10 protein-coding genes are annotated in these 12,591 nt (G+C 71.9%); 3 read left to right on the top strand and 7 right to left on the bottom strand.

The window, feature by feature from the left end:
• Nucleotides 1-172: 172 nt before the first annotated feature.
• Nucleotides 173-1,651, bottom strand: coding sequence for a sensor histidine kinase (locus BJ981_RS39575; RefSeq protein ID WP_184618223.1), 1,479 nt, complete (start codon nucleotides 1,649-1,651; stop codon nucleotides 173-175).
• 412 nt (nucleotides 1,652-2,063) lie between these two features.
• Here BJ981_RS39575 and BJ981_RS37170 point away from each other — a divergent pair, with 412 nt between their 5' ends.
• The gene (locus BJ981_RS37170; protein ID WP_184618222.1) at nucleotides 2,064-2,942 is read left to right on the top strand and encodes a GNAT family N-acetyltransferase; all 879 of its coding nucleotides are present in this window, start codon (nucleotides 2,064-2,066) and stop codon (nucleotides 2,940-2,942) included.
• Nucleotides 2,943-2,961: 19 nt separating this feature from the next.
• Here the strand turns inward: BJ981_RS37170 and BJ981_RS37165 are convergent, their stop codons facing one another.
• Nucleotides 2,962-3,504 carry a hypothetical protein gene (locus tag BJ981_RS37165; protein ID WP_184618221.1) on the bottom strand — a complete coding sequence of 181 codons (543 nt, stop codon included), beginning with the start codon at nucleotides 3,502-3,504 and terminating at the stop codon, nucleotides 2,962-2,964.
• A gap of 148 nt (nucleotides 3,505-3,652) precedes the next feature.
• On the opposite strand from BJ981_RS37165, the gene BJ981_RS37160 reads away from it, so the two are divergent.
• Nucleotides 3,653-4,189, top strand: a complete 537-nt coding sequence (locus tag BJ981_RS37160) for a DUF302 domain-containing protein (protein ID WP_184618220.1) — start codon at nucleotides 3,653-3,655, stop codon at nucleotides 4,187-4,189.
• Nucleotides 4,190-4,296: 107 nt separating this feature from the next.
• A complete protein-coding gene (locus BJ981_RS37155) occupies nucleotides 4,297-4,803 on the top strand; it encodes a pyridoxamine 5'-phosphate oxidase family protein (protein ID WP_184618219.1) in 507 nt (168 codons plus the stop codon).
• Nucleotides 4,804-4,819: 16 nt separating this feature from the next.
• Here BJ981_RS37155 and BJ981_RS37150 read toward each other — a convergent pair whose 3' ends face one another.
• The 5 genes from BJ981_RS37150 to BJ981_RS37130 all read right to left on the bottom strand — a co-directional run bounded on the left by BJ981_RS37150 (nucleotide 4,820) and on the right by BJ981_RS37130 (nucleotide 12,476).
• Nucleotides 4,820-5,830, bottom strand: a complete 1,011-nt coding sequence (locus BJ981_RS37150) for a sensor histidine kinase (protein ID WP_184618218.1) — start codon at nucleotides 5,828-5,830, stop codon at nucleotides 4,820-4,822.
• A 580-nt stretch (nucleotides 5,831-6,410) separates the two neighbouring features.
• Complete coding sequence (locus BJ981_RS37145) at nucleotides 6,411-7,538, bottom strand: NAD(P)/FAD-dependent oxidoreductase (RefSeq protein ID WP_204070043.1); 1,128 nt, start codon at nucleotides 7,536-7,538, stop codon at nucleotides 6,411-6,413.
• A 133-nt stretch (nucleotides 7,539-7,671) separates the two neighbouring features.
• Nucleotides 7,672-9,528 carry a flavin monoamine oxidase family protein gene (locus BJ981_RS37140; RefSeq protein WP_184618217.1) on the bottom strand — a complete coding sequence of 619 codons (1,857 nt, stop codon included), beginning with the start codon at nucleotides 9,526-9,528 and terminating at the stop codon, nucleotides 7,672-7,674.
• A gap of 218 nt (nucleotides 9,529-9,746) precedes the next feature.
• Nucleotides 9,747-11,366, bottom strand: a complete 1,620-nt coding sequence (gene murJ / locus BJ981_RS37135) for a murein biosynthesis integral membrane protein MurJ (protein ID WP_184618216.1) — start codon at nucleotides 11,364-11,366, stop codon at nucleotides 9,747-9,749.
• A 195-nt stretch (nucleotides 11,367-11,561) separates the two neighbouring features.
• Nucleotides 11,562-12,476: an aldo/keto reductase family oxidoreductase gene (locus BJ981_RS37130; RefSeq protein ID WP_443728995.1), complete on the bottom strand. Its 915-nt coding sequence runs from the start codon at nucleotides 12,474-12,476 to the stop codon at nucleotides 11,562-11,564.
• Nucleotides 12,477-12,591 lie beyond the last annotated feature (115 nt).

The following is a 12,591-nucleotide window of genomic DNA, read 5'->3' as shown; positions in this document are numbered from 1 at the left end:
CTCAAGAATGAGCAGGACAGCAGCGTCGTGACCGTCGCTTATCGCGCACCCAGAGATCCGCCTGTTCCTCACGATTTCCTGGACATCCCAGGTCAAATCTCACGGACTGGCAAAACTCGTTTCCGGTGCGCGCCCTCCCCGGCGGCGGGAATGCCCGCCGGCGGCAGGCGTCCTATCGGGTGGCGGAGGACGCCAGGGTGAGCGCCGTGCCGGTGACGCGCAGGCGCGGCGCCTCGGGCGCGGGCAGGGGGATCCGCAGCACGAAACACGCGCCGCCCTCGGGCGCGTCGCCGACCTCGATCGTGCCGCCGTGCGCGTGGGCGATGTCGCGGACGATCGCGAGGCCGAGGCCGGTGCCGCCCTTGTCCCGGCACCGCGAGGCGTCCAGCCGGGTGAACCGGTCGAAGATCCGCTCCCGGTCCGCCACGGCGACGCCGTCCCCGTCGTCGCACACGATCAGTTCCGCGTGGCCGTCCACGGCCCGCACCTCGACCACGACCACGCGCTTGGCGTGCCGCTGGGCGTTGTCGAGCAGGTTGGTCAGCACGCGGGCGATCTGCGTGTCCATGGCCTTGACGACGACGCCGGGGGCCAGCCGCAGGCGCACGGGCAGCCGGTCTGTGCGCCGTGAGACCTCCATGTGGACGGTCTCGGCGAGGTCCACGTCCTTCAGCGCGCCCGGGGCGTCCCCGCCGATCCTGGCCAGCAGGAGGAGGTCGGCGATGATCGCCTGGAGCCGGTCCACGTCGCCGAGCGCGCGGTCCACCAGCTCGGGTAGGTCGGCGTCCTCGGGATGCATGCGCGCCTCCTCCAGCCGCACGCGCAGCCCCGCCACGGGCGTGCGCAGCTCGTGGGAGGCGTCGGAGGCGAACCGCCGCTGCCGGGCCAGCGACTCCTCCATCCGCCCGCGGGCGTTCTCCAGCCGCGTGAGCGTGCTGTTCACCGTTCGGGCGAGCCGGGCGATCTCGTCGTCGCCCGGGGGTTCGGGCACGCGGCTGCTCAGGTCGCTGAGGTTGGTGGCCGCCAGCTCGGCGCGGATGGCCTCGACGGGCTTGAGCGTGCGCCCGGTGATCTTCCAGGCCGCGCCGACCGCCAGGGAGATCAGCACCGCCACCTGGATGGCGAACATCAGGTCGAACGCCGCCACCGACATGCCGCCGCGGTCGGTCCCGGCGGCGTAGACGACGTTGGAGTCGGGCGAGGAGTTGACGCGCAGCGCCGTCAGCCGCAGGCAGCCGAGGTCCCGGTGCTCGCAGGTCTTCAGGTCCTCGCGCGGGGCGGAGGCGGGGGGGTGCACGTCCGACAGGGCGGGCAGGCCGCGGGCTTCGGGCGTGGAGGCGAGGACCCGGCCGTCGGAGTCCACGATCTGGATGAGGTCGATGCTGGGGTAGGCGGTCATGATGCCCGGACCGACCAGCCGTCCCACCCGGTCGGCGGCGGCGACGGCCCCGGCCGCGTACCGCGCGTCGGCCCAGCCGGCCTCGGTGAGCTGCTGGCGCGCGAGCATGCCGGCCAGCAGGCCGGCCGGGACCAGCAGGAGCATCGCGATGACGGCGACGAGGGCGGTGACCCGCCCGCGGATGGACCGGATGCGCCACAGGCGGAGGGCGCGCCACCATGGGCGCGATGAATCCTGGTGTCTGCGCCGCACGCGGGTCCTCCTCACGCTGTGTCCACCTTCATCGGTCTTTGTGGTCTTTACGGTGGCCCGCCGCTGTGTTGGGGCGATGCCCGCCCGCGTCGACGCGGGACGGAAGGCGTCCGGCGGAGCGAGGGGGCGGCGGACGGGGCACGCCGGGTGATCGGCGCGGCACGGAAGGTGGGTGGTCCCGTGCACAGGGGGACCCGTCAGGGCAAAAGCGACTCTAGCAGACACCCCAAAAGGGTGCAAACCAGACAAAAGCATAGGGCAAGGAAGTCACACGGGGATAAAGGTTCGGATGACCGTCCCGCACCCCCGCCGGGGTGGCCGCCGGGCTCCGGCTGGGAAGGACCTGGGAAGGACCTGGGAAAGACCGGCGCGAACGGCCGGACAGGCGGCAGGAAGCGTGGCTGGGGGGCCGATGGGGGAGACGATCGTGCGGATGGCGCAGGACGCCGACATGCCCGGCGTGCGGGAGGTCGCCGCCCACTTCGAGGCGCTGGACGGCTGGACGGACATGCCGGACTTCCTCGACGCCGAGCGGGCGTTCGGGACGCTGGTGGTGGGGGAGGTGGACGAGCGGATCGTGGGCCTGGGCGGGGTGCTGCGCCGCGGGCTGATCTCCCACCTCGGCGACCTGTACGTCCTGCCGGAATACCAGTCCTCCGGTGTGGGACGCGGGATCCTCGGCTTCGCGCTGCCGTCCGGCACGCCCGCGGTCACGTTCTCCTCCGACGACTCCCGGGCCCTCGGCCTGTACATCCGCCAGGGAATGCGCCCCGTCTGCCCGCTGATGTACCTCACCTTCACCCCGGACGCCGCCACGTCCGCGGGGCCGTCAGGGGTGCGGGCGGCGGGCGGCGGCGCTCGCGGGAACGGGGTGAGCGGCGCGAACGGAGAAAGGGTCGCGGACGGCTCCCGGGTGCGGGAGGCCGGGGCGCTCGACGCGCGGGCCTCCGGCGGCGAGCGGACCGGCACCCTGTCCTGGTACGCGGGCCTGCCCGGGGTGACGCTGCACCTGACCGGCTCGGGATACGCCTTCGCCCGGACGACCGAGGGCGACCTGGAGGTGGGCCCGGTCGGCGGCGAGACACCGGAGGACTGCGGCGCGGCCCTGTCCGCCGCGGTCGCCGCGCACCCGGGCGTCGAGGAGGTCCAGGTGGCGGTCCCGGGCGTCCACCCCCTCCTGCCCCGCCTGCTGGACGCCGGCTGGGAGATCGACGACCTGGACACCCTCATGGCCTCCGACCCCGGCCTGCTCCGCCTCGACCGCTACTGCCCCCACCCCGACCTGGGCTAGCGCCTGTTCCGCCGGCCGGTCAGGAGTAGGCGGCGACCATGCCGACCACGACCAGCACCAGGGACAGGACGGTGACCGCCGATCCCGCGATCACCGCGGTCCTGCGCCCCCGCCTGACCTTGGAGACGTACAGCAGGACGTAGGGCAGGAAGGCGAGCACGCCGAGGCCGAGGGCCGGCAGCGTCATGGCCCGCAGAACGCCCTTCGTGCCGGACGGCAGCGCCCGATCCCCCTCAGGGGTGAGCTGGGCCCTCGTCACGTCCCCCGCCTCCGAGTCGGGGGACGCGGCCACCATGACCGCGTCGCCACCGCCGTCGGGGTCGAACCTGCCCTCACAGTCGTAGCGTCCCTGGCCGAGGGAGACGCAGGAGACGACGGTGAGGGTGCCGGGAGTGCCGATCTTCCCGGTCGCGAGCCGGAAATCCGGCACCGCGGTCACGAACGGCAGCACGCCGAGCGCGAGCCAGCAGATCAGCAGGATGCCCATACCGATCTTCCCCGGCATGCGGCGCCCGGGGGTCACGGTCGTGGTGAAAGGCTCAAGGGCGTCGGACAGGTCCATGAGCCCAGCATGGATGCGCCGACTTGGGGCTGACCTGCAACAGGCTTGCTGGCCCGGCACGACCTGACCGGCCGTCCGTGACTGCGTGCGGCCGCGGGTTCGGGGGCACGTACAGCCGTGGGGATGGGCCGGGACGTGGGGGGCGTCTATGGAGCGGGAGCGGATCGCGGCGGTCAGCCGCCCTGTCACGCGGTACGAGATCGAGGTCGGCCAGGACTTCGACGAGTTCCTCGACCGGTACGAGCGGGCGGTGCCGCCCTACCCGGCGGAGGAGTTCGGCCGGCTCGTGGAACGCGGGGCCGAGTGGGAGGAGGTGCGCGAGCTGGCGGGCCGGGTCGCGCCCCACCACTTCATGATCTACTGGAAGTACGACGCCGGACCGATGATGGGCCTCGCGGGCGACTACTTCCGCTGCTCGGAGTACCTGATGGGCAACCACGTCATCGCCGAGCGCATGTTCCGCCACAACCCGGCCATCCTGCTGTACGCGCCGCTGCGCACCGCCGTCACCGAGGGCGCCGACGGGATGACCCGGTTCTGCTTCGACCGCCCCGCCGACGGGTTCGGCAGCTTCGGCGACGACGCCATCACCGCCGTCGGCGCCGAGCTGGACCACAAGCTCGCCCTGCTGCTCCGCCACCTGTCGGTCCCCGTCCCCGCCGCGCTCGGCGCCACCGCCTGGTGACGCCCGCGCCGGCCGATGAGTTCCGCGCGCCGGGCCTGTCTACATCTCCGTGCCCCTGACGCTCTGGTCCGGGGACGATCACCGAGGGATCACGAGGAGATGAGGACATGACCCGCCAGGAGCCCGTGACCGAGCTGGACAGGCGCTACAGCGCCGAGGACGCCGCCCCGACGCCGTGGGGCGAGGCGCGTGCCAGGCTCGCCGAGGCCGAGGTGTACTGGCTGTCCACCGTCCGCGACGACGGGCGGCCGCACGTGACGCCCCTGATCGCCGTCTGGACGGAGGGCGCCCTGTACTTCTGCACCGGAGCCGCCGAGCGCAAGGCCGCGAATCTGGCGGACAACCCCTGCTGCGCGGTCACCACCGGGGCCAACGCCCTGCGGGAGGGCGTCGACCTCGTCCTGGAAGGGCGGGCCGTGCCCACGACGGACGAGACGCTGCTGGGGCGGGTCGCCGAGGCGTACGTGCGCAAGTACGGCGAGGGCTGGCGCTTCGAGGTGCGCGACGGCGCCTTCCACGGCGAGGGCGGCCGGGCCCTGGTGTACCGGGTGGCGCCGGCCACGGGCTTCGCCTTCGCCAAGGGGCCGTACGGGCAGACCCGCTACCGCTTCTGACCCGGGCTCCCGGCGTTCACGGCGTCCGCGCGTCCCACGCGGCGGGGTCGTGCGACCACCGCGACGGCGGCCCCGCCAGCGGAAGCCGGACGTGGAAGCGGGCGCCGCCCAGCGGCGAGGTGGACGTCTCGATGGTGCCGTCGTGGGCGAGGACGATGTCGCGGGCGATCGCCAGGCCGAGGCCCGTGCCGCCCCGGTCCCGGCTGCGGGCCGCGTCCAGGCGGGTGAACCGCTCGAAGACGCGCTCACGGTCGTCCGGGGCGATGCCGGCCCCGTCGTCGTCGATGAAGAAGTCGGCTGCGCCGCCGGACCTGCGGACCTCTACCTCCACGGTGTGCCGGGCGTGGCGCTCGGCGTTCTCCAGCAGGTTGGTGACCATGCGGCCGATCTGGCCGCGTATGCCCTCGACCGGCACGCACGGGTCCAGGTGGTGCCGGACCTCGACGCGGTGCGCCCCCCGCGTCACCTCCTCGCGGACGATCTCCGACAGGTCCGTCTCCTCGCGGAGTCTGTGGTTGTCGGCCCGGACACTCGCCAGCAGGAGGAGGTCGGCGATGATCGCCTGGAGCCGGTCGACGTCGCGCAGCGAGCGCCGGAGCAGCTCGTCCAGGTCGGTGTCGTCGGGATGGAGCTGCGCCTCTTCCAGGTTCGCCCGCAGCCCCGCGAGGGGGGTGCGCAGCTCGTGCGAGGCGTCGGCGGCGAACCGCCGCTGGCGTTCGAGTGCCTGGTCCATCTCCGTCTTCGCTCCTTCCAGGCGCGAGAGCGTGCTGTTGATGGTCCGGGCGAGCCGGGCGACCTCGCCGCCGCCGTCAGGCTGCGGGACTCGGCCGCTCAGATCGTCGATCTTCGCGAGTTCGGTGCGGACGTCCTCCAGGGAGTGCCTCCGGCGGCCGGAGAACCACCAGGTGGCCGCGATGGCCAGCACGATGAGCACCACCGCCAGGATGATGCCGACCATCGTGCCCGAAGGCAGGAACAGCAGCGCCGCGAGGAGGCAGACCGGCAGCAACAGCGGGCTGCGGATCACGGGTGAGAAGGCCCTCACACGCCGTGACGGGCGTGTGCCGGTCTTTCGGTCCTCTGCGAGCATCTCAGCATCCCAACGGTGGGTCGAGGCGGAGCCAGGACAGGTGACCCCTGGCGTCCGCCGGGGCGTCCCGCGCGGGCGGCGGCCGGGAAACCCCCGGGTATGAGGTCGTGGGCGGCGAACGCCGTCCGGCGCGGGAAAGCGCTTACCACCCGTTTACTCAAGGAATCTTCGGTTTTTCGGCGAGATCGTCAAAGGTGGCCGGTCGTTCGCCCGCCACGTCCTGCCTGGCGACGGAGGAACGCACGGGCGGCCCCCGGAACGCCGTGGCGAGTCCCGTTCGTCGGACCGGGCCCGGCGCCGAAATCGCCGTGAAACGACGAAACCATCTGGAAAACCTCAAGTTATCATCGCAGGTCAGGTGGGTAGGGACACCCGAAGCCCCTTGGGGGAAATCTTGAACACACTTGGACGTCGGCCCGCGAGCCTGTGATTTCCCGCGTATCCCGCCAGAACCTCTCTATACGCCTTCTTAGGCATCCCTGTCCCCCGGATCGCGGGCGTCCGGGCCCGCCGGCGATCACCCGGCTTCGAGAAGGGTGTCCCTTTCGCGCTCCGCCGGGTCGGCCGAGAACGGCGTGACGTCCAGCGGCGGCCGCTCGCCCAGCGCCAGGCACGCCGCGACCATGCCCATGTAGGGACCCGCCGTCAGGCCGTAGGCGCCGAGGCCGGTCGCGACCACGACGTTGGCCGCGTGCCCGCCGAGCGCGCCCAGCAGCGGCCGCCCGTCCGCGGTCACCGGGCGCAGCCCCGAGCGGGTCTCGACGATCGTCGCCTCCTTGAGGCCGGGCGCCAGCCACGCCCCGCCCGACAGCACCTCGGCCACCCCGCCCACGGTCGCGCGCGGGTCGAACCCGGCGTCCTCCACCGTGGCGCCGAGCACCACCCGCGACCCGGGGAACCCCAGCAGGTACGGCCCGCGCCGGGGCAGCACGATCGGCCAGCCCTCCGTCCTGACCCCCGGCAGCTCGGCGTGCACGATCTGCCCGCGCCGCGGGCCCACCGCGACCGGCAGCCCGATCGGCGCGCACACCTCACCGGCCCACGCCCCCGCCGCCACGACCACGGCGTCGGCGTCCAGCGCCGTGCCGTCGAGCAGCGGCGTCCCCGCCGGGGTCAGCGCCGCCGCGCCGCCCCGCACCCGGGCGCCGCGCCGTACGGCCGCCCGCTCCAGGGCGTCCCTGACGACCCGGCCGTCCACCCGCGCGGCCCCCGGGACGAACAGCGCCGTGAGAGAGGGGGCCAGCGGCGGGAACAGGCCGGCCGGGCGGTCCACCGCGTCGACCGCGCCCATGTCGGGGGACGCGGCGGCGCGGTCGCGCAGCAGCGCCTCGGTCGCCGCCAGCTCGGCGCGGTCCTCCGCCACCAGCAGCGCGCCCACCCGGGCGTGGCTGATGTGGGTCTCGCCGTCCTCGGCGAGCAGGCCGGCCAGGGTCGTGTAGTACCGGGAGCCCTGCAGCGCCAGCCGGTACCAGGCCTCGTCGCCGGCGTGGTCCACCCATGGGCAGACGATGCCGGCTCCCGCGTCGGTCGCCCGGCCCAGCCTCGGCCGGTCGATCACGGTGACCGACGCGCCGCGGACGGCCAGGTGGTAGGCGGCGCTCGCCCCGACGATCCCGTTCCCGAGGACGACGACCCGAATGCTCATGGCTGAATGATGACAGCCGCGGTCAGACAACAGGTGGTCGGGGGGTGTCAGAACGATCACCAGATGGGGACATGTCCCTCCGTTCCCCGTCGTGGCCCGCGGACCGGGGCCACGACGGGGAACGGCGTGACTGTCAGGCGTTGACCTCCAGCGCCGCGCGGACCGCCGACTCCAGGGACCCCTCGATCCAGGCGTGCTTGAGCGAGGTGTGCTCGCCCGCGAAGTGCAGCCGTCCCTCCGGGACCGGGATGGCCGGGTGGATCTCGGTCATCTGGCCGGGCGTGAACACCGCGGCCTCCCCGAAGGCGTACCGGTTGCGCAGCCAGCTCTGCGTCTGGCCGTGCCCGGTGTAGAACTCGGCGATCCGGTCGCCGTGCACCTCGCGCAGGTTGCGCAGCGCGTAGGAGTACCGCTCCCGGTCGTCCATCGAGTCCCAGCGCGCCGCGTCGTCGGCCCACACGTAGCTGGCCAGCACGACGCCGCCCTCGCTGCCCGGCACCCGGTGGGAGGGGTAGTAGGTGAACCGGTTGGCGTTGTCGGCCACCGACCCGCCGCCCATCACGTGCGTCGCCCGCCCCGGGCGGTAGCGCGGGCCGAGCTCGCGCTTCCAGTCCTCCTCGTCGAACTCCCACCACCGCTTGCTGAACTCCAGCAGCACCTTGGTCGCCGAGTCGTAGTGCAGCTCGATGATCGCGCGGCGCTTGGCGTACGACAGGGCCGGGGCGATCTCGACGTGCCGCAGCGCGGGGAAGGGGATCGTGATGATCGCGACATCGCCGTGGAACGACTCGGCGGGCCGCTGCGGCGTCGAGGACGACTCGTCGCTGCCCTTCTCGCTCACGGTGTCGACGCGCACACCGCTCTTGGTGGTCGTGATGCGCACGGCGCGGCGGTCCATGCGGATCTCCCCGCGCAGGCCCGGCTCCAGCCGGTACGGCAGCAGGCGGCTGCCGCCCGTCAGCTCCCAGTACGTGGCCGCCGGGTTCACCAGGCTGCGCGTCAGGAACGTGTGCATGAACGCCAGCGGCAGACGCGAGGTCAGGTTCTCGACCGTGCCGATGGCGTCGATCGCCGCGTCGCTCAGCTTGGCGTGCCCGGACAGGAAGTTGTACATCGAGTAGCCGTCGAACTCGCGCAGCACCCGGGCCCAGCCCTTGATCAGCTCCGGCAGCGGCTTGTCCACCCGCTCCGCGCCCCGGACGACCGAGAAGTGGTCGCGGACCGGGTCCAGCGCCTGGTCCAGGATCTGCGCGGTGGTCCTGCGGTCCTTCAGGCCGAACGAGGCGTTGATCCTCCGCGGGTCGGCGGCGTACTCGTCGCGCCGCTGGATGATGCCGTTCACCCGGATCCAGGTGTGGTTCAGCCGCTTCGGCGCCTCGAACCTCCCCTTGACCGGGCCCGACCGCCACACGTGGCCGTCCCGCGCGGTGTAGACGACCGGCGGGACGGGGCCGGTCGCGACCGCGCCCGGGCGCACGTCCACGTTGTAGAACGGGCGGCGCGGGATGCCCAGCTTGTCGACCAGGGCCAGCGTCAGCGGGTGGAAGTCCGGGATGCGCATCGCGCCCGCCTCGGCGTACTGCGCCGGGTCGGCGAAGCCGCCGCCGAAGGTCTTGATCCGGCCGCCGATCCGGTTGCCGTTGGCCTCGATCACCGTGACCTGGTGGCCGGCCCGCTTGAGCAGCGTGGCCGCCACCAGGCCGGCGATGCCCGCCCCGACCACCAGCACCTTCTTGGGCGACCGCGTCCTCGGCAGGCCCTCGTCGATGAGCACCCGCAGGTACTTCAGCTTCAGGTCCCGGTCGCGGTCGTCCACGAGCAGCAGGTCGCGGGCGACGTCCAGGCAGGTGTCCCAGCTCGGCACGGCGAGGCCGCGCGCGGGGGAGGCGGGGGATGCCGAGGCGGGCGCCGGGGGGAGAGTGCCCGCGAGAGATCCGACGGCGCCGAGCCCGGCGAGCCGGGCGAACCCTCGGCGGTCGATGGTCGTCATTGAAGTCCTCCGTGTGAGACGAACCGTCGCGAACGGCGCACCCGGCCGCCGTCCCGCCCTTCGCGCGTGACACGTGGGGACAAGAGCGGACCGGCAACCGAACACGCCGGGTCATGAAGTGACCACGGAAAGTCTCAACACCAAAGCGACATCGGTCCCCTCGGCACGCCATGCCAGAACATCTGGCATTCCAACCGATCCGGCCGAGGCTTCCTCTTTCAGACGCTTCGGCGCGCGCGTCCGGCCACAAGACCGACGATCGAGCCGACCTCGCAGATCCGCACCCTGTGGGCGATGCCGAGGTAGAGCAGCATGCCAAGGCCACCGCCGACGACCAGGGAGATCAGCGCGTTCGAGAATCCCGGCGCACCGAACAGCCGCTGAGCGATCCAGACCGACGCCAGCGCGAGCACGGCGCCGGGCAGCGAGGACCAGTACATCCTGGTCAAGGCCGAGCCGATGGACCATCCCCCGAGCCCTCGCACGCGGTGGCGGGCCAGCGTCCACGCCACGACGGCGCCCACCGCGTAAGCGATGGCGTACGCGAAGGCCAGTCCCATGACGACATACCGGGCGGGGAGCACGAAGTACAAGGTGATCATCAGTACGGCATAGAGAGCCGTCGTACCCCCGCCCACCAGAACCGGCGTGCGGGTATCGCCGAAGCTGTAGAAAACGCGCAGCAGCACCTGGAAGATCGTGAACGGCATCAGCGCCAGCCCGTACACCTGCAGCACGTTGCCGATGTAGACGGCGTCGTCCACCGTCGTGGCCCCGTGTGCGTAGATCGGCACGGTGATGGCCGGGCCCAGGATCATCAGTAGTGACGACATCGGCACCATCACCGCGCTGATGAGGGGCACGCCCGACTGGAACTCGTCACGGACCAGGTCGAGCCGCCCCTCACCGGCCGCGCGGCTCATCCGGGGCAGCATGGCCGTGATCACCGAGACGCCGACGACGCCGTACGGCAGTTGGAAGAGCTGGAAGGCGAAGGTATAGGGGGTGATGCCGTGGCCGGGCGCCTGGTCACCGGCCGAACTGGACAGATTCGTGGTGAGCATGAAACCGAGCTGGGTGATCACCGCGTACCCCACGGTCCAGACGCCCATCCTGGCCATCTCGCCCAGGCGGGCGTTGCGCACGTCGAAGCGGGGGCGGCAGGAGAACCCGGCTCGCCTGAGCGAGACGACCAGGACCACCGCCTGGGCCACGATCCCGGCCGTGGTACCCAAGCCGAGGAGTGCGAGCTGCGCATCGGTGACCTGTGCGACGTCGCCGCCCGCATGGCCGGTGACCAGCGCGAAGGTCAGCAGCACCGCGATCACCACCAGGTTGTTCACCACGGGCGCCCACATGGGCGCGGCGAAACGGTCGCGGGTGTTGAGTATCGCGCCGGCGACGGCGCCGACGCCGAAGAAGGCGAGCTGCGGCAGGATGAACCTGGCCAGCAGCACCGCGACCCGGAACTCGTCGCTGTCGGGCGCCCAGTCGGTGGTGTAAAGGTCGATCAGCAACGGCGCGGCGAGCACCGCCACGACCGCCACCACGACCAACATGAGCATGACCACGGTCATCAGCCGCTGCTCGTAGGCCCGCCCGCCGTCCGGGTCCCGCTGCTGCGCTTTGACGATCATGGGCACCATCACGCTGCTCAGCACGCCGAGCAGGAGCAGATCAAGGATGCCGTACGGGATGGCGTAGGCCGCGTTGTACGCGTCGCCCATCGCCGCGGTGCCGATGGCGTAGGCCAGCATCATGGTGCGAACGAACCCGGTGACCCGGGACACCATCGTGCCCGCGGCCATGATCGCCCCGGCCCGCAGGCTGCGACTCATGAAACTGCACCCTCCAACCGGTGTCTCACCGACGACGGTCAGGTCGCGCACGGACCGACCGCGCTCGGAACGCCGGTCGCGCCGTGTGAGGGCGCCGGCGATACGCCGGTCGAAAATATCGCGGTATCACGGCTGTATTGATAGGGCTCTTCATAAGCCAAGGTCGTGGCCGGTGAGTCGTTCAGCTCTGGGCGTTCAGCGGCCGATGTCGTCCAGGTTGGCCAAGTCCTCATGAGAGAGGGAGAGGCCCGCGCCGGCGATGTTCTCGCGCAGGTGTGCCGTCGATGACGTGCCGGGGATGAGCAGGATGTTCGGTGATCGCCGCAGCAGCCAGGCCAGTGCGACGGACATCGGTGTCGCCTCCGATCGAGCGGCGACCGCCGAGAGCGCCGAGGACTGGAGCGGGGTGAAGCCCCCGAGAGGGAAGAAGGGCACGTACGCGACGCCGTCGGTGGCGAGCCGGTCGATGAGGTCGTCGTCGTGGCGGTGGGCGAGGTTGTACATGTTCTGCACGCACACGATCGGCGCGATGCCCTGTGCCTCGGTGACCTGCTCCGCGGTGGCGTTGCTGACCCCGAGGTGGCGGATCAGGCCCTGCTGCCGGAGTTCGGCGAGCGTCTCGAACGCCTCGGCGAGCGAGCCGGGCCGGGGACCTTCGGCGTCGCCGAGCCGGAGGTTGACCAGGTCGAGTACGTCGAGCCGGAGGGACTTGAGGTTGTCGTGGACCTGGCGGCGCAGATCTTCGGGTCGCCGGGCCGTGGGCCAGCCACCCTGGTGGTCGCGGGTCGCGCCCACCTTGGTCACGATGTGCAGCGACTCGGGATAGGGGTGCAGCGCCTCACGGATCAACTCGTTGGTGACACGCGGCCCGTAGGCGTCGCTGGTGTCGATGTGGGTGATACCGACGTCGACCGCTTCACGCAGGACGGCCAGGGCGCCCCCGCGATCGGCGGGCGGCCCCATGACCCATGGGCCGGCCAGTTGCATGGCGCCGTAGCCGAACCGGGTGACGGTCAGGTCACCCAGAGTCCAGGTACCTCCGGGAAGAGTGCTCATCGTGGTGCCCTTCGTCGTGCGGGGATGACGCCTGCTGCCTCCCTGCATCAGCATCGGAGAGAAACTTCCTAATGGGAAGTAGGCACTTGGGAGTGCGTAACCCACCTGCTGGTGAGAAGTGCGATCAGCGACGACGTGCGGCGGGGAGGAGGGACGGAAGAGGTGCGGT

It is taken from the genome of Sphaerisporangium krabiense (assembly GCF_014200435.1).
GTDB lineage: Bacteria > Actinomycetota > Actinomycetes > Streptosporangiales > Streptosporangiaceae > Sphaerisporangium > Sphaerisporangium krabiense.
This window is presented reverse-complemented; position numbering and strand designations above follow the sequence as displayed.

Bases quoted from the DNA above. Each gene is read 5' to 3' on its own strand.
- BJ981_RS37140 (WP_184618217.1), bottom strand. From the start codon at position 9,528: ATGACGACCATCGACCGCCGAGGGTTCGCCCGGCTCGCCGGGCTCGGC.
- BJ981_RS37170 (WP_184618222.1), top strand. From the start codon at position 2,064: ATGGGGGAGACGATCGTGCGGATGGCGCAGGACGCCGACATGCCCGGC.
- murJ (WP_184618216.1), bottom strand. From the start codon at position 11,366: ATGAGTCGCAGCCTGCGGGCCGGGGCGATCATGGCCGCGGGCACGATG.
- BJ981_RS37160 (WP_184618220.1), top strand. From the start codon at position 3,653: ATGGAGCGGGAGCGGATCGCGGCGGTCAGCCGCCCTGTCACGCGGTAC.
- BJ981_RS37130 (WP_443728995.1), bottom strand. From the start codon at position 12,476: ATGCTGATGCAGGGAGGCAGCAGGCGTCATCCCCGCACGACGAAGGGC.
- BJ981_RS37165 (WP_184618221.1), bottom strand. From the start codon at position 3,504: ATGGACCTGTCCGACGCCCTTGAGCCTTTCACCACGACCGTGACCCCC.
- BJ981_RS37145 (WP_204070043.1), bottom strand. From the start codon at position 7,538: ATGAGCATTCGGGTCGTCGTCCTCGGGAACGGGATCGTCGGGGCGAGC.
- BJ981_RS37155 (WP_184618219.1), top strand. From the start codon at position 4,297: ATGACCCGCCAGGAGCCCGTGACCGAGCTGGACAGGCGCTACAGCGCC.